At 47.1% G+C, this 18,229-nt stretch carries 13 protein-coding genes; 1 reads left to right on the plus strand and 12 read right to left on the minus strand.

The genetic code is table 11. The features are described from left to right. Positions 1–14 precede the first annotated feature (14 nt). From DWZ76_RS12055 to DWZ76_RS12090, 8 genes are all read right to left on the minus strand, one after another. Positions 15–1,064 (minus strand): aldose epimerase family protein, encoded by a 1,050-nt coding sequence (locus tag DWZ76_RS12055; RefSeq protein ID WP_118472825.1) that lies wholly within the window; start codon positions 1,062–1,064, stop codon positions 15–17. Positions 1,065–1,763: 699 nt separating this feature from the next. Then, a complete protein-coding gene (asd, locus tag DWZ76_RS12060; RefSeq protein WP_118468829.1) occupies positions 1,764–2,849 on the minus strand; it encodes an aspartate-semialdehyde dehydrogenase in 1,086 nt (361 codons plus the stop codon). A gap of 254 nt (positions 2,850–3,103) precedes the next feature. Beyond that, complete coding sequence (locus DWZ76_RS12065) at positions 3,104–4,675, minus strand: nitrite/sulfite reductase (protein WP_118472826.1); 1,572 nt, start codon at positions 4,673–4,675, stop codon at positions 3,104–3,106. A 121-nt stretch (positions 4,676–4,796) separates the two neighbouring features. Continuing rightward, a complete protein-coding gene (deoD, locus tag DWZ76_RS12070; protein ID WP_118472827.1) occupies positions 4,797–5,519 on the minus strand; it encodes a purine-nucleoside phosphorylase in 723 nt (240 codons plus the stop codon). A gap of 34 nt (positions 5,520–5,553) precedes the next feature. Continuing rightward, the gene (locus DWZ76_RS12075; RefSeq protein ID WP_118472828.1) at positions 5,554–7,797 is read right to left on the minus strand and encodes a DNA topoisomerase (ATP-hydrolyzing); all 2,244 of its coding nucleotides are present in this window, start codon (positions 7,795–7,797) and stop codon (positions 5,554–5,556) included. A gap of 85 nt (positions 7,798–7,882) precedes the next feature. Then, positions 7,883–9,802, minus strand: coding sequence for a DNA gyrase subunit B (locus DWZ76_RS12080; RefSeq protein ID WP_118468750.1), 1,920 nt, complete (start codon positions 9,800–9,802; stop codon positions 7,883–7,885). Between the two features lie 483 nt (positions 9,803–10,285). Continuing rightward, positions 10,286–11,071 (minus strand): ZIP family metal transporter, encoded by a 786-nt coding sequence (locus DWZ76_RS12085; RefSeq protein ID WP_118472880.1) that lies wholly within the window; start codon positions 11,069–11,071, stop codon positions 10,286–10,288. Between the two features lie 372 nt (positions 11,072–11,443). Next, on the minus strand, positions 11,444–11,680 hold the full coding sequence (locus DWZ76_RS12090) for a hypothetical protein (RefSeq protein ID WP_022360338.1): 237 nt from the start codon (positions 11,678–11,680) through the stop codon (positions 11,444–11,446). A gap of 155 nt (positions 11,681–11,835) precedes the next feature. Here DWZ76_RS12090 and DWZ76_RS12095 point away from each other — a divergent pair, with 155 nt between their 5' ends. Continuing rightward, positions 11,836–13,215, plus strand: a complete 1,380-nt coding sequence (locus DWZ76_RS12095) for an MATE family efflux transporter (protein WP_118472829.1) — start codon at positions 11,836–11,838, stop codon at positions 13,213–13,215. A gap of 106 nt (positions 13,216–13,321) precedes the next feature. Here the strand turns inward: DWZ76_RS12095 and DWZ76_RS12100 are convergent, their stop codons facing one another. The 4 genes from DWZ76_RS12100 to DWZ76_RS12115 all read right to left on the minus strand — a co-directional run bounded on the left by DWZ76_RS12100 (position 13,322) and on the right by DWZ76_RS12115 (position 18,223). Beyond that, positions 13,322–14,911 carry an AAA family ATPase gene (locus DWZ76_RS12100; protein ID WP_118472830.1) on the minus strand — a complete coding sequence of 530 codons (1,590 nt, stop codon included), beginning with the start codon at positions 14,909–14,911 and terminating at the stop codon, positions 13,322–13,324. Between the two features lie 117 nt (positions 14,912–15,028). Then, the gene (locus DWZ76_RS12105; RefSeq protein ID WP_118472831.1) at positions 15,029–15,853 is read right to left on the minus strand and encodes a hypothetical protein; all 825 of its coding nucleotides are present in this window, start codon (positions 15,851–15,853) and stop codon (positions 15,029–15,031) included. A gap of 185 nt (positions 15,854–16,038) precedes the next feature. Further along, positions 16,039–17,268 carry a hypothetical protein gene (locus tag DWZ76_RS12110; RefSeq protein WP_243017833.1) on the minus strand — a complete coding sequence of 410 codons (1,230 nt, stop codon included), beginning with the start codon at positions 17,266–17,268 and terminating at the stop codon, positions 16,039–16,041. 40 nt (positions 17,269–17,308) lie between these two features. Continuing rightward, positions 17,309–18,223 (minus strand): sugar phosphate nucleotidyltransferase, encoded by a 915-nt coding sequence (locus tag DWZ76_RS12115; RefSeq protein WP_118472881.1) that lies wholly within the window; start codon positions 18,221–18,223, stop codon positions 17,309–17,311. Positions 18,224–18,229 lie beyond the last annotated feature (6 nt).

The following is an 18,229-nucleotide window of genomic DNA, read 5'->3' on the forward strand; positions in this document are numbered from 1 at the left end:
AATCAAATACAAATTTAAACCGTCATAAATTTGTAACTGGTCGTTGTATCGTATTTCTCGCCTTTTTTCACGATCGGGGATGCAAATCCCGGCATGTTGACTGCGTTCGGGTAATACTGCGTCTCAAAGCAGTATCCCTGGCGTCTCACATACTTCACGCCGCCCTTACCCGGAACCTGTCCGTCCAGGAAATTGCCCGTGTAGAACTGAACTCCCGGCAGATCGGTGTATACCTCCATCTTGCGCCCGCTCTCCTCGTCGATCGCAGCCGCCGCCAGACTGAATACGCCTGACTCATGGTTGAGAATCCAGTTATGATCGTAGCCGCCGCCCAGTTTTAACTGATCGTAATCCGCTTCAATATCACGTCCGATCGGCTTGAAATCTGAGAAATCCATCGGAGTCCCCATTACCTTGCGGATCTCACCGGTCGGGATCAGCACCTTGTCTACCGCCGTGATCGCATCACTGTCAATGTAAACCATCTGCGAAAGCGCCGGACCACTCTCATGGCCTGCCAGATTGAAATACGCGTGGTTTGTCATATTAAAAATGGTATCCTGATCGCAGGTTCCCTCGTAATGAATCTTTACTTCATTTTCATCTGTCAGCGTGTAGGTCACACGGATCGAGGCATTTCCCGGATATCCCTGATCGCCGTCCGAGCTTTCCAGTGTAAACGAAACCTGATTAACGCCCGTCTCATATTCTGCCGCCCAGATACGGTTCCGGTAAAAATCCATGCCGCTGTGCAGGTTGTTCGGACCATCATTCGCCGTCAATTCGTATTTTTTATCATTTAACGTAAACGCCGCGCCGCCAATCCGGTTTGCATTTCGTCCAACAGACTCGCCCAGATGCCCATCGCTTACCAGGCAGTCTGCTACTGTTTCATGTCCCAGCAGGACATCCGCCATCTCTCCGTTCCGATCCGGCACCAGCATCGTGGACCAGATTGCACCCAGATCTAAAAAGGATGCAGAAACTCCATTCTGATTCGTCAATGTATAACGGCTGACCTCTCTGCCATCTTCCATTGTTCCAAAGATTGTCTTCTCAACCATGCCAAATCCCCCTTAATTTTTAGAATCCGAAAAATATTTTTCGCATTTTTTATGCTTACCTATGTCAGATTAAATCTATTTACCTTTTCAAATCGAACGTCCGTGAGACTTGGCGCGTGATTCTGGTCAGCGAAGCTGACATATTCCTATCAGAATCACTGTGCATCCTCGCGGAGCGTTTATCTCAGTCGGAAACAAGGCTTCCACTGAGACAAATTTGCTATTACTCACCACCTGAAGAGGTGGGAGTCTTCTCGACTGAGATAAATAGCTGATTTATTAAGTATACAATACTTTTCCCCTCATGCACACCCATTTTTTCCAAATCCCATTATAAAAATTTAAAGATTCGTTACTGTTCACACATGTGTGCCCAGTAACAGGCTTTTGCCGATGCTTCACATTCCAAATCGGCAAAAGCTGCAGCCAGAACTGTATCTTACGGAATTTTCAGTTCAGAAAATTCCCACCTGTGAACAATTACCAAGATTCCATTTCAGATAAAAAAGAATGTTCCTTGACGCATCACGCGGAGCATTTTTTGTGTCTTAGGACGAAGTTTCCTATGGCACAAACAAAAACTGCCGTTCCGGACAGAGTCAGCCATCGTTTTTTTAACAGCCTCTCCGCCACTGGGCGGCAGTTCTTACTTTTATCAGTTTTAATTTTCTATTTCACGGATTCTCTGAACAGATTTCTTTATTTCGCCTGGATATATCCCTGTGCGGTCAGAAGCTCTGCACACAGTACCGCACCGCCGGCTGCGCCGCGCAGTGTGTTGTGGGAGAGACCTACAAACTTCCAATCGTAAACTTTGTCTTCTCTCAGACGGCCAACAGATACGCCCATGCCCTTCTCATAGTTGACATCCAGCTGTACCTGCGGACGATTATCCTCTTCCAGATACTGAATGAACTGCTTCGGTGCGCTCGGAAGCTCCAGTTCCTGCGGAAGTCCTTTGAAATTAACCAGCTTCTCGATCAGCTGCTCTTTGGTTGGTTTCTTTCTGAACTTTACAAATACGGCTGCTGTATGTCCGTCCAGAACCGGTACACGGATGCACTGGCAGGTAATCACTGGCTCGGATGCCTTCACAATCTCGCCGTCCTTGATCTCTCCCCAGAGACGAAGCGGCTCCTGCTCGCTCTTCTCCTCCTCACCGCCGATGTACGGGATGATGTTGCCTTCCATCTCCGGCCAGTCTTTGAACGTCTTGCCAGCTCCGGAGATTGCCTGATACGTCGTAGCTACTACCTCATATGGCTCAAATTCCTTCCATGCAGTCAGAACCGGTGCATAGCTCTGGATGGAACAGTTCGGTTTTACTGCTACGAAGCCTCTCTTGGTTCCCAGACGTTTTTTCTGGAACTCAATCACCTTAAAGTGCTCCGGATTGATCTCCGGCACTACCATCGGAACATCCGGTGTCCAGCGGTGTGCGCTGTTGTTAGAAACAACCGGTGTTTCTGTCTTTGCATACGCATCTTCAATCGCACGGATCTCTTCTTTTGTCATATCTACGGCGCTGAACACGAAATCAACTTCGGATGCTACCTTCTCGATCTCGTTTACGTTCATAACGGCCATCTTCTTCACACACTCCGGCATCGGGGTCTGCATTTTCCAGCGTCCGCCGACTGCCTCCTCATATGTTTTTCCTGCAGAACGCGGGCTTGCTGCCAGCGCAGTAATCTCATACCACGGATGATTTGCCAGAAGCGTGATGAAACGCTGACCTACCATACCAGTTGCTCCCAGAATGCCTACACGTAATTTCTTTTCCATGTTCATCGTTTTTCTCCTCTTCTGACAGCGGCTTTTTCAGCTTCTCATGGCAGGATGGAGTTTGGATAGGAAGCTCCTGCTCTGCAACACGTTTTCACTCTGCCGCTGTAATTCTTGTCTATCCTATAACAAAACAAACAAAAAATCAACATTTTTCCGCAAGAAAAATACATTTGTATGTCACTCGCGGACATTTGACAAATTTATAACGTCTGTCACGGATTTAACGATGTTCTAACTCAAAATAGGTTCTTCTAAGCCAAGTATTCCGCTGCAGCCTTCTCAATCCCATCCGGGTACTGCGTCCGGTAGCTCTCAAAATCAAGCCCCCTTGCCGCAATCTCTTTTCCTAGTTTCACTAAGAACGACGGAATCTCACTCTCAAACATCGTGCCAAGCTCGCGTCCCATCGTCTCTTTTCCCTGTACCTCATTTCCGCCCAGATAAAATACAAATGCCGGCTGTGCCTTGCCATCTGCCATCCGCACACCGCCGCGGAATCCCATCAGTCCGGTCTGGTGGGTACCGCAGGAGGACGGACATCCGGAAATATGAATCTGCGGAAGTGCGCCGTCCGGGATCTGTGCCTCCCCGACCGCCTTTACACACGCCTGTAACAGAGCCTGCGAATCGCGTGCACCAACCTGACAGATCGACGCACCGATACAGCTTACCGATGTCTCAAACTTTGTCTGAGCCGTCTCCTTCGTCGCCTCCAGAATCTTCTCTGCTTCTGCTCCGGTCAAATTAATGATGTACGCAGTTTCATCCGGTGCCAGGCGAAGCTCTGTGCCGTCAATCGTCTGCATCAGTTCTCCCAGGGCTGCCAGCGTCTCCGGGCGCGGCTGTCCGCCAATCGGATGCCAGATAACCGTATAAAGTCCCTGCTGTTTCTGCTCCAGCACACGTTCTCCCGACGCGCTGCTTCCATCGCCTGTTTTGCTCTGCTTTTCTTTTATTCCTGCCGCTGCCATCACTTCCTCGCGGGAAAGATCCAGCTGCTCCCCGGATGTCAGTACCTCCTGAAGTTTCTCCTGATACGCCTTCCGGTAATTTTCCGCTCCGCCGAGTGCTTCCTGCATATACCGGGTACGCGCTTTTCCGCGGTTTTCGTAATTGCCATATGCCCGGAATGTCAGCCACATCGCCTTAATGTAATAAAGAATCTTCTCCGGCGCAACGCCCTCGGCAACTTTAACGCCAAACTGCGGATTGTTTCCCAGGCCGCCTGCACTGTATACATCAAACGTTCCGTCCGGACAAGCCGCAAATCCCAGATCGCGGTAGGTCGCGTGCGTCACATTCGCCGGTGAATTAGAGAAACAGACCTTGAGCTTGCGCGGCATCTTTTCCGCATTGATAAAGGTCATCAGATATTCTCCCGCCGCCTTCGCCCACGGCATAACGTCGAAATATTCGCCCTCTTCCACGCCGGAAAGCGGAGAACACATCACATTTCGCGGAAAATCCCCGCCGCCGCCCATCGTCACGATCCCGGCATCGAGTGCCTGCTCCATCAATTCACAGACTGATTTCTCATCCAGATTGTGAAACTGCACGCTCTCACAAGTCGTAAAATGTACCATATTTACCTGATATGCACGGATTGCCTTTGCGATAAATGCAAGCTTCTCCTTCGACACACATCCTGCCGTCATACGCAGACGCAGCATGCTCGCCGCGCCGCCTTTCTGTGCATAACTGCCGTAACGTCCTGAAAAGCCCTTATATGAGCCCTTATCCATCTTTCCTGCATAAAAATCCCTCGTTTTTTCACAAAACTCCGGAAGATCTGTTTTCCACTCCTGTGGAGCAATTCCTATCATTGTTCTCTCCTGTTTTCTCTTCCTGCTGCCACCACGTTTTCTTACGGCACTTTCGGTTCCAAAAGTGCCTACCCATAAACAGTAACCTTCAAATTCTACTTTTATTTTACCAGCTTAGCACTTACACCAGATCCAGCGCCACTTCCATCATATTGGTAAACGTCTTCTCGCGTTCTTCTGCCGTCGTCGCCTCTCCGGTCACTGCCGAATCCGATACGGTCAGGATACAGATCGCATTTGCGCCCGCATAGGCAGCGTTGCTGTAAAGTGCCGCCGACTCCATCTCCACTGCCAGCACGCCCATCTGCGCCCAGGTAGTTCCGGTCGGCTCAAGCGGTGGATTGTAGAACATATCGGAACACAAAATATTACCGACATGATATTTTAAATTTCTCTTTTTCGCAGACTCAACCGCCTTTTCCAGCAGCTCATAGCTGCACACGCAGGAATAATCCCCCGGCAGGCAAAACTGTTTTACATAGTTGGATGTCGTACAGGAGCCCATCGCAAAAATAAGCTCGCGCACCTTTACCTCCGGACGCAGCGCACCGGCTGTTCCGATCCGGATCAGATTCTTGCATCCATAAAAATGAATCAGCTCATACGAATAAATTCCCATCGACGGACAGCCCATGCCGGTTCCCATGACAGACACGCGTTTGCCCTGATAATAGCCGGTATAACCGTACATATTTCTCGTTGTATTGAACTGTTTTGCATCCGTCAGAAAATGTTCTGCGATATACTTTGCCCGCAGCGGATCGCCCGGAAGTAGAATTGTCTCCGCAATCTCGCCCTGCTTTGCCCCGATATGAGGGGTCGGTGTGTTCTGAAGTTCAGTCATATGAAATACCTCCTTTTTTTCTTTCTGTTTTGTTCTAGCTTCTCGCCCGGCTTCCCTTGCCGTCGCGGTGGCCTATTTTCAAACGGCTCAAATGAACCGGTTTTTCTTTATACATAACGATCGGATCGTCCTCGGTGCCGTCCAGCAGATGGATTGCCTCCAGCGACTCGGTACGTCCCAGCTTGATGCCGCGCACACCTTTCGCATTCTTCTTCATCTCCGATATCTCCTCGATCGGGAATCGCAGGAAGATACCGCTGGTTGTCTGGATGACCGCCTCTCTCATGCCGTCCGCCGACTGTACCGAGAGAAGCATATCATTCTCCTGAAGCTTGGTCGCCGCCACTGTCCGGTTATTTGTCTCAAATTCCCCGCCCGGCACGATCTTGATCATCGCATCTTTCGTTGCAAATAATAGCTTCTGTCCCTTTAACTGCGCCGCATTCACCACACAGACCGGACGTTCTTTGGTACCATCAAATTTACTCAGGTTATCAATCGGCACACCCTTATCGCGCAGCTTTCCAAACGGAATCTCCGTCACCTTCACCTGATGGAATGCACCCAGATCCGTAAACAATCCAATCTTATCCGTCGTATGGCACGACAGTACATACATATTCTCCGTGTCCACTGTCTCCCGGTTCCGCTCGTAGATCGACGGTTCCAGAATCTTGCAATAACCAAACTTGTCCAGCACGAACACGCCCGGTCTGGCGCTCTCCGCCGCCTCGTCATACACCGCCTCGCGTCCATCCTCGATCTTCGTCCGGCGTTCCACTGCAAACTCTTCCTTGATTGACCGAAGATCTTCTTTAATCACCTCGTCCATCGCCTCACGGCTGCCGAGAATCTTCTGGTATTCTTTGATCTTTCGAAGTGTCTCTTTGTACTCCTTCTGCAATGCCAAGATCTCCAGGCCGATCAGTTTATAGAGACGCATTTCCAGAATCGCAGATGCCTGTTTCTCCGTAAAATGAAGCTTCTTGGCGTCTTCCTCAAATCCCGGTGTGCGGAACTGTATTTTGGAAATATCGCCCTCCATCAGGCAGGCTTTCGCATCTTTCAGATTCTTCGAACCGCGCAGGATCGCGATAATCAGATCGATGCAGTCGCAGGCTGTGATCAGACCTTCCTTGATCTCCTTCTTCTCCTGCTCCTTTTCCAGAAGCACCTGATACTTGCGGGTATTATTTTCATACTGGAAATCCAGGTAATTCTTTAAGATTCCCTTTAAATTCAGCGTCTCCGGGCGTCCATTCGTGATCGCCAGCATATTGACGCCGAATGTATCCTCCAGTTTTGTCTTTTTATACAAAATATTCTGGATTTTCTCAATATCCGCATCTTTCTTGAGTTCCAGAACAATCCGGATTCCTTCTTTATTCGATTGGTTGGAAATATCCACCACATCGGCAAGTTTCTTGGACTCAACCAGATCTGCGATATCCGACAGACATTTATTGATGCCCGCGCCGATCATCGTGTACGGAATCTCCGTGATCACCAGCTTGTCCCGGTCAGAACGGCGTTTTCCAAGCTCCACCTCCATCCGGGCACGCAGCTTGATGCGCCCCATTCCCGTCTCATAGATCGCCGGAAGCTCACTCTTATTCGCAATGATGCCGCCTGTCGGGAAATCCGGTCCCTTTAAGACGCTCAGAAGCGCTTCCGTCTCCATCTCCGGCTGATCGATATACGCCATCACCGTATCGATGACCTCGCCCAGATTGTGCGGCGGAATGCTGGTGCTCATGCCGACCGCAATTCCCTCGGCACCGTTAATCAGAAGATTCGGCACACGGACCGGCAGAACCTCCGGCTCTTTCTCCGTCTCATCGTAGTTCGGCACAAAGCGGACGGTCTTATCCAAATCCTTTAAATATACTTCCTCCGCAAACTTCTGGAGACGCGCCTCCGTGTAACGCATCGCCGCCGCCCCGTCGCCCTCGATGGAACCAAAGTTTCCATGTCCGTCTACCAGCGGCATTCCTTTCTTAAAATTCTGGGAAAGCACGACCAGCGTCTCATAGATCGAACTGTCGCCGTGCGGATGGTATTTACCCATCGTATCACCGACGATACGCGCCGATTTCCGGTGCGGCTTGTCGTGCCCCAGATGCAGCTCCCCCATATCGTAAAGGACGCGGCGCTGTACCGGTTTCAAACCATCCCTCGCATCCGGGATGGCGCGGGCCGTGATGACACTCATCGAGTAGTTCATATAGCTGCGCTGCATTTCCTCTGAATATTCTGTCGTAATGATCGTTTCAGCCATTCTATTTTCTATCTCCTAAATTCCTGTCATATACTTTCATAATCGTAACTGTTCAGTGCCTTCACAGTTACTCATAATCTTTCTATTAAGCATCTATCTCCGCCTCATCCGCGTGATCGTAGATAAACTGCCGTCTCGGCGGCACGTCGCTTCCCATCAGCATCTCCGTGATCTCCGACGCCATCCGGGCATCCTCGATCTCCACACGCTTGAGCACACGGTTCTCCGGGTTTAACGTCGTCTCCCAGAGCTGTTCCGCATCCATCTCGCCCAGACCTTTGTAGCGCTGCAGGGTAAATTCCCCTGTGTGGGTTCTGCGGTAGCGCTCCAATGCTTTCTCATCGTATAGATACTCTTCTTTTCCCTTTTTCGGAATCACCTTAAATAACGGCGGCATCGCAATATATACGTGCCCGTTCTGAATCAATTCCGGCATAAAACGGTATAAGAAAGTCAGAAGCAGAGTATCAATATGGCTTCCGTCCACATCGGCATCCGTCATCAGGACGATCTTGTGGTAACGCAGCTTCGCAATATCGAAATCATTGCCATATCCTTCCGAAAAGCCGCAGCCGAACGCATTGATCATCGTCTTGATCTCGGCATTCGCCAACACCTTGTCCATCGAAGCTTTCTCCACATTTAAAATCTTGCCCCGGATCGGCAGGATCGCCTGATAGCGGCGGTTTCGTCCCATCTTAGCTGAACCGCCCGCGGAATCTCCCTCGACAATGAAAATCTCACATTTCTCTGCCTCGCGGCTCTCACAGTTTGCCAGCTTTCCGTTGCTGTCAAAGGAAAAACGGGATTTCGTCAGCATATTGGTCTTGGCGCGTTCCTCTGCCTTCCGGATCTTTGCAGATTTCTCCGCACAGGCGATGATCGCCTTCAATACCTCTAAATTCCGGTCAAAATAAAGCTGCAGCTCGTCCCCTGTCACGCTGAACACCGCTTTTGTCGCATCGGCACTCGCCAGCTTTGTCTTCGTCTGCCCCTCAAAGATCGGATCCGGATGCTTGACCGCCACAACCGCCGTCATGCCGTTTCTCGTATCCGGTCCTGTAAATTTTGTATCTTTTTCCTTCAGGATTCCCAGCTCTTTCGCATAGCTGTTGATCATCTGGGTAAAACGCGTCTTAAAGCCTGCCAGATGCGTGCCGCCCTCCTGCGTGAAAATATTGTTGCAGAAGCCGAGTACATTTTCCTCAAATGCATCGACAAACTGGAACGCCACTTCAACCTCGATCTGGTCGCTGACGCCCTTAAAATAAATCGGATCATGAATCGGCGTCTTCGTGCTGTTCAACTCGCGCACATACGCCACGATGCCGTCCGGCTCCGAATAAGTCACCTTTTCAGCCTCGCCTGCCCGCTTATTCTCATAAAGAATCGTCAGCTTCGGGTTCAGATATGCCGTCTCATGCAGGCGGCTCTTGAGCCAGTCCGCCTTGAACCGCGTTTTTTCAAAAATCTCCGGATCCGGCAGAAAATTGATCTCTGTTCCAGTCTCTCTTGTCTTTCCAACCACCGGCAGAAGACCATCGATCAGCTCAACCGTCGGGATGCCGCGCTCATACGCATCGTGATGGATCTGTCCATTTTTATATACATTGACCTCCAGATGCGCTGAGAGGGCATTGACAACCGATGAACCGACACCGTGCAAACCGCCGCTCGTCTTGTACGCATTGTTGTCAAACTTGCCGCCCGCGTGCAAGGTCGAGAGCACAATTCGCTCCGCTGCCATACCCTTTTTATGCATCTCCACCGGAATACCGCGTCCATTGTCCCGGACGGTGCAGGAGCCGTCCGCCTCGAGCGTCACGCGGATCTGGGAACAGGCGCCCGCCAGGTGCTCATCGACCGAGTTATCCACGATCTCATAGATCAGGTGATTGAGTCCCTTCGTTCCCACACTTCCTATATACATACCAGGACGCTTACGGACAGCCTCCAGCCCCTCCAGAACCGTTATGCTGTCCGCATCATACTGTGTTTTACCCATAGATTCATTCCTCCTGTGCCCGACCTGGGAATCATATTTGCTGCCATTTACACGTGTGATGCAAACGGCAGCTTTTATTTCACTGGTCAAGCTGATTTCTTCCACTTATAATACGTATTTATTTTATGACTTTGAAATCATGCAAATAGAACATTCTAACTCTCTGGCATCACACCCGCCAGCCATTGTTTTATAGACTTTTCATTAGCGAAAAAGTAGTAAACCGTTCTCATTTACTATAAAATATTAGTAACTGTTCAGTACCTTCACAGTCACGCGCAAAAATCCATTAAAAATTGCCTGCGGCAATGGGATTTTTGCCTGCTAGCCCATGTTTTCGTACGGTCAGCGCAGTAAATGCGCGGACCTACTGAACAGCTACAAATATTATTACATAAATTCAAAAATTTTGCAACGCATTTTTCAGAACAAATGTTCGCTTTTTGGACAACCGGATTCCATGCCAGCACTGCCAGCTTTCTTTTATCCCAGCGCCACATCCAGAATCATCATCAGCACAAATCCAACCGCAAATCCGATCGTTCCCATATCGGAATGACTGCCCTGCGCCGACTCCGGAATCAGCTCCTCCACAACCACGTAAATCATCGCCCCTGCTGCAAGCGCCAGGAGAACCGGCAGAACCGGTTCCAGATAGCGGTACGCGGCGATCGTCGCAAGCGCCCCGATCGGCTCGACGATACCGGAGAGTGTTCCCATCGCAAACGCCTTTTTCCGGCTCATCCCCGACTCACTCCGAAGCGGCAGGGAAATGATCGCTCCCTCCGGGAAGTTCTGAATCGCAATTCCAAGTGAAAGTGCCAGCGCCGCTGCAAGCGTGATGCCGCTCTTTTCTGCTAAGAATCCGGCAAATACCACTCCGACTGCCATGCCCTCCGGGATATTGTGAAGTGTGACCGCCAGAACCAGCATCGTTGTCTTCTTGAGCCCGCACATATGTCCCTCCGGCTCATCACTTCCCAGATGCAGATGCGGAATCAGGCGATCCAGCAAAAGCAGCATCAGAATACCCACCATAAACCCAATGGATGCCGGCAGACATGCCAGACGCCCCATCGCTTCGCACATATTCATCGATGGAATTAAAAGCGACCAGACCGACGCCGCCACCATCACCCCCGATGCGAACCCCAAAAGCGTTTTCTGGATGATCGGCTTTAACTCATTTTTCAAAAAAAAGACGCAAGCTGCTCCCGCCGTCGTACCGACAAACGGAATCAAAACCCCAAGTAGCGTATTATGATCCATATTCATTCCCTTCGCTTTCTTTTTTAATATCTGAGCGGTTCTTTCCCCGGAACCTTGTTTTTTTTCTTCTATTTCTCTTTGAGGTACCGGTTTGATCAAAGAAGTCATCTCAAGTTCCTCTGATTGAATATTCCTATTGTAGCATATGCACCTTTCTTTTGCACGGTTCCTTTTTATCATTAAGCCGATTTCATCCGCCAATCCCGGCTCAAATCCGATTCAAACAACCCTCTGTTTCGGCACCGGCATTCTTTCATATATTTCGTTTACAAATGTTTTTTCACAAAATAAAAAAAGAACCAGAAACCAGGCTGTCCCTAATTTCCAGTTCTCTTTTCATTCTTTGAATACAATGATTTATCGCTTTTTAATTTATTTCTGCTCAGAATTCTGTTTGATAAACTCATGAACATCGTTTACGCTTAAATTGCTCTCTTCGATCGCATCCAGTAATTCGCTTAATTCAGCTTTACGAATCTCAGCCGCTAATTCCTTTTTCTCTGCTTTCAGAGCTTTAACGGTTTCTTCTAATTTAGCCAGCTTCTCTTCTACCGCTGCCAGCTTCTCTTTGTTTACTTCTAATGCAGAACGTTTTGGTCCTCTCGGCATAATACATACCCCTTTCGTTTTCTTTGAGAATAGCACAGATCTCTTATTTGTGCAATATCGAACTTCCTTTTTTGAATGTCTTTCTCTCTGGACAAATTTCTTTTACTTTATTATAATATCAGGTTGTATCCAAACGCAAGAAAAAAGGAGTTTGTATGAGTAATCCCAATACACAGAACGATTTCTCCAAAGGAAGTATCGTTAAAAATATCATGAATCTCGCAATCCCGATGACGCTGGCGCAGCTTATCAACGTCCTGTACAACATCGTCGACCGCATCTATATCGGGCGCATTCCCGATCACGCCACTCTATCTTTGACCGGCATCGGGCTTTCGCTGCCAATCATCACGCTTGTCATCGCATTTGCCAATCTGTTTGGCATGGGCGGTGCACCGCTCTGCTCGATCGAACGCGGGCGCGGGGATATCAAAGAAGCCGAGGCAATCATGGGAAATTCTTTCTCCATGATGTTCATTTCAGGTGTGCTTCTGACCCTTCTCTGCCTGATATTCCGCAAACCAATGCTGTATCTGTTCGGCGCCAGCGACGCTACTTATCCATATGCGAATGCTTACATTACGATCTATCTGCTCGGCAGCCTGTTCGTGATGGTCGGACTTGGCATGAACTCGTTCATCAATTCACAGGGCTTCGGGCGCATCGGCATGATGACCGTCCTTTTAGGCGCTGCCGCCAATATCCTGCTCGACCCGATTTTTATCTTTGTGCTTCACATGGGAATCCGCGGCGCGGCGCTCGCCACCATCCTGTCGCAGCTTCTCTCCGCTATCTGGATTCTGCGGTTTTTAACCAGTGACAAAACAATTCTGAAACTGAGACGTTCTTCCATGCGTCTTTCCGCGCAGAGAGTCCGGAAAATCGTCGGTCTCGGACTTTCCGGTTTCACAATGTCGATCACAAACTGCACCGTCCAGATCATGTGCAATGCGACCTTACAGGTATACGGCGGCGATCTCTACGTCGGCGTTATGACCGTTATCAACTCCATCCGTGAAATTGCAACGCTTCCGGTAACCGGCGTCACCCACAGCGCCCAGCCGGTGCTCGGTTTCAATTATGGGGCAAAAGAATACGGACGCGTTAAAAAGGCGATCGTCTTTACCTCTTTTATTGCAATTTTATATACGACCGGTATCTGGCTGATCGTCGATGGTTTCCCGGCATTCTTTATCCGCATTTTTAACCAGGATGCCGAACTCATCGCAGCAGGTATTCCGGCGATCCGCTTATACTTTTTCGGATTCTTTATGATGTCGCTCCAATTCTCCGGACAGTCGATTTTCGTCGGTCTGGGCAAATCCAAAAAAGCGATCTTTTTCTCTATTTTCCGAAAAGTAATCATCGTCGTTCCGCTGACAATCCTGCTGCCAGGTATGTTCGGAATGGGCACCAACGGCGTATTCGCCGCCGAACCGATTTCCAACTTTGTCGGCGGAATTGCCTGCTTTGGAACGATGCTTTTGACGATTTGGAGAGAATTGACGAGATTGCAGAAAGGGAAGGATTCTTAAAGATAGAGAGGTTATTTATTTAAATGAAAATGGCTAAAAGTTTGTGGGACGGACTTTTAGCCATTGCTGTATATAACGATAGTTTTTACTATGTCAAAAATATACATTAATTTTTTCCATATGCTTCAATTCGACACGTATGTTCCTTACTTACCTTATCGTAATTAATTCCAACCAATAAAATATTTCCCATATAATTTAAAATCGATTCTGGATAGTTCTTTTCTTTGATTTGCTGCAGCGCAGTCTGTGCATTCTGATTCCATTTAAGTTCAATTACCAGCGCCGGATAATCATTCTTGTACTCTGGTTTTGGTATAAATACAAAATCCGCAAATCCACGTCCTGTCGGTAGTTCCCGAACTGGTTTAAAATAATATTGCATCGAACTCAGATAAGCAATCGCGAGAACACTGCTCAAAGAATTTTCATTATGATATTGAATAACAGATACATATTCATCATGAATCTTCCCGATCTGTGATGCTACTACTTCCTCATCCAAATCCAATGTTGCATCCAACAACCTCTCCGACTCTTGCTGAAACAGAAACATCTCATTCCAGCGTTTACTTTCTACCGCCTTAGTCAACTCCTGCCGAATTTCTTCATTCGGAACAAACGCCATCTTTTTCGTCTGATCATAGCCTAAATACCCCAAATGAATCATATATGTCAGCACATCGTCTTTACTCTGAATATTCGAAATATCATTTCCAAATGTTGATGTATCTACCTTCACTTCAACTCCAGACAGCATTTCGATAATTGCCGTTTTCAATCCGTCATAATCCATATTAATGAGCGGCACAATCGCCTCATAAGACGCGGTTTCCGACCAATAGCTCTTAAATTCACCATCTAGCATGACACTCACAACTGCTTTGGGATTATAAACCTGACAATTTTTTAGAACATATCCATCATACCACGCCTTTACCTTATCAAATTCCACCTGATAGCGTTCTGAAAGTTCTTTCACCTCCGCCTCCGTAAATCCAATATACGGAGACAAGCGACCCGCGCTCAACATCGTAAATTCGTCAAAATTGTTCAGTGCCGACTGGGTTTTCTCTTTTTTAATAGGAAGAATGCCCGTCAAATAAGCAAGTTGAATATACTTGGTCGGTTCCGTTCCCTTAAACAATCCCCTCAGGAAACTTATATATTCATCCTGAATTTTCGAATTCGCCGCCATATCACGAATCAGAACATCCCACTCATCAATAATTACAACAAACTTATTCTTCGTTGCATTACAAATAAATGACAGTGCTTCTGGAAGCGAACACGTGTCACTCGGTATTGCTTCTGAATAATATTTTCTTAATTCCTCAATCGTTTTCTCTGTAATATACGATACAACCCTGTCGGCACCCCCAGCAGCTCCTATACACCACTGGATATCCCAGTGAATCACATCATATCGGTTTAGATGTTCCTTGAAATCCGGGCTCTGACTAATTTCAAGTCCAGAAAACATATTCCCTGAATCGCAGCCCTTACTGTAATACGCTGTCAGCATATCCGCCGTAATCGACTTTCCGAACCTTCTGGGACGGCTATTGCAAATATATCCCTGCAATGTATTCATCACCTTATTGGTATACGTCAACAAACCTGTTTTATCAATATAGATTTCCGAATTCAACGCAACTTGAAACGCTGAATTATCCGAATTCACAAAAATCCCCATATTGACACACTCCTTTCGAAGCTGTTGCTTTGCCTGTTCATAATATTAATCATATTTATATGATTAATATTAACATTTGATAGTTTGAATGACAAGATCATCATTCAAAACGTTCCTCTACTTCTCAGCCATCCGAATCAGCAACTCCAATATTTTAATTGCCATCTCTTCTTCCCGCATCCAGCCATTATAAACATCCTTCATGTCCTTCAAAATTATGCTTTCATCCGCCACCTCATAAAAGCGTTCATTTACTTTTTTTATGACAGCTTCATCCGGCACATCCTCTTCCATAAAATACATACTCTCTCCATAAATTCCCTTCCTTTTACCACTCATAACATCCCCTAATACCACACTTCCAAAATTTTCTATTCTGCAAGGTGGCAGTTTGAATTCCTCTAAAACAGAATCAAGAATTCTCTTCACTTCATCCGATGCCCCTTTTCGTTTCGTCAAATAACCAGCCAGCGCCCCAAACAGGCGATCCATTTGTCTCTTCAACTCCGCCGGGATCTGAAGATAACGGCTGTCCAATTCTATCTTCCGCCATTCAGCATACTGTGGATGCGGTTTCATCGTCTGATGCCCCGTCCTGAATTCAATAAGAGAAGGATATGGATTTTCTTTCAATATGTTTCTATGGATGTTTACAAGTTCATCATAAAGCGGTCGATAAATCTCCTGCGCTCTTTTCCTATTCAATTCTTCTTTTCGCTGCTGTGTATTGACCCATATAGACCCAAGCAATGAAAAAACAGCACCGACAACTGCTCCAAGCAATGTTCCGATTATACCTAATAGGGTTTGAGAATCTGCTCGCGTGAACAGATTCACTTGTCTTAACAATGTCACAAACATAAACAGGACAAGAATGACTCCACATATATAGATGCAGATTTTGAATTTATTGAAATAATATTTTAGCTTTAAAAATATCATAAATTCTCACTTCTCTTTACAAAGATTTTTCTTGTATTGTAGCATTTCAAAAAAGAATTTGCAAAGATTTACCCAATCTATTTTTCAACTTCTTTTCTTCTTGCATCCTCCCCTTACATATGCTATTCTATGAAAATAGCAATTCCAGCAAAGCGGTCACTTTATAAAAAAGAACGGCTGAGTTTTTACTCCTCAGTCGCTCTTTCATCCACACACATTTCCCGTCCGCTCATCCCCGCCATCACAATCAAAAACCAGAAAAATGGCTGTCTGCAATTCATCAGCGTAAAACTTTCCGCCAACAATGCCAGCACTGCCGCACGCTGTGCCCGATCGCATCGAATCACATTTCGTACAATCCAATATACAAGCACCGCTGTTGGAATGATACCATACGAAAACCAGACATCAAAAAAACTCGAATGAATTTCATTCACATGAAACACATCAAACACGCCCGGGCTCAGCAGCTGTTCAAACCCATCATGTGGAATAAACCGCTCAAAAAAGCCCTCTCCTGCCCCATATAATAAATACTGCGGTTCCAATACCAAGCGTTCTGCACTTCGATCGTAAAGCAAATCATAAAGATTGCCATTTGCCAATTTCCAGAGTTTCTGCTGAATCCGCGAAAAAAGCGTGTAGCTCGTCTGAGAAACTTCAAAATCAGCCCCCGGCAGGATCCTATATACCCCAACAGCCAACAGCACCACAAAAACCGCGCCGCCTATCCACCACAGCTTTTTCCGCTTTGAATGGCAGCATCTGTCCCAGAAAAGCTGTCCGATAAGCACACAAAAGAATACAAGCAGACCGACAAACATCCCCGTTGATTTTGCCTTTCCTATCAAAAACACTCCCAACAGAAACATTCCCCAGAAGCCGATACGTGTTTTCGCCGTATAAATCGCTTTCCGCCGATCCCCCATAAAAAGTACCAGCATCATGGTAAAGATAAAAAATGCAAACTGGTTCGGATCATTGAAGGTTCCCATAAACCGGGCACCACCCCAGGATTCATGGAAATAACGCCCACGCCCAGAGAACAGAACAAGCAGCTGAAATACCATATTGATGCGGCAAATCCAGCACAAACCACGCATAAAGCCATCTGAATACAATGTCCGGAACATCCATATCAGACACGCGGAATAAATCCAATACATCGTATGCAGCGGGAACTCCCGATTGGAAGTCCGGATAAAATAGATTCCATTAATGATAGCGACAAAAATCAGAAAAATAACCCATGGGATATCTTCCCTGTAAAATAATTTTGTCCGGTTCTTCCATGCTCCATAAAATGTCATCGCACAGGCAGCCGCGAAAAACAGATCTGCAATCCCAAGATTGCCGCTTGGAAAAATATAAAATTGTTTCAAAAAGACCGCTATGTAAAACAACCAACTTGCCACAATCTACTTCTTCCCTTTCGTAACAATTCTGCTTCTTTAATTATATCCATAAATTTTCCGGATAGCATCCAGCCGTTATCATCTGACTAAAACTTTCCTGCGCTGGCTCAATGTCTTCCTTATAAGTAATTCCAATCCATTTATCCGATGTAGAAAGTACCTTAACTGAAGCCGCTTCTTTTTCCAGCAATTCCGCTACGATATTCGGAAGGAGGTATTCCTTTTTCTCTGGATATTCACCTAGTTGATCTAGAAATCTAGGAAAACCTTCCCTAATATATTGTAAAAAATCCGGATATCCCGCCCACATATTCATCGAAACCATCGTGTCTGGTGTAATCCAGCCTTCTACTTCTGCATTATCGCACCGAATCTTGCCGTCTATCTTCTGAATCCCGGTTGTCTCAATTACTTTTTCAAGATGACCTGTATCATCCGCCACACAGACGCCTCTGGTCACAGCGCCATTCTCACTCAAAGTATTTTTCAGAGAAAATCCCGCCATCGCCAGAGCTATCTTTCCGTCCTCATGTTTTCCCGAAACCAGAAAATCATGCAGCTTGACAAATGCTTCCTTTCCATAATAGTCGTCTGCATTGATAATCACAAACGGCTCTTTCACGATATCCTTACAAGCCAGGATCGCCTGTCCTGTACCCCAAGGTTTCACACGCCCCGCTGGAACCTCATATCCTTCTGGCAGATCCTCCAACTCCTGATAAACATACTCGACCGGCATGACCTTAGACAATCGGTTTCCGATCACTTCTTTGAATTCTTTCTCAATTGCCTTGCGAATCACAAAGACAACCTTTGTAAATCCCGCTTCTTTCGCATCATAAATTGAAAAATCCATGATAATCTCCCCGTTGGGAGCCATTTTCGCAAGCTGCTTGATACCGGTTCCGAAACGGGAACCGATGCCGGCAGCCATGATGATGAGGGTTGTGTTCATTTTTTC

The sequence above is a fragment of the Clostridium sp. AF35-15 genome (genome assembly GCF_003477745.1).
Classification (GTDB): Bacteria; Bacillota; Clostridia; order Lachnospirales; family Lachnospiraceae; genus Otoolea; species Otoolea fessa.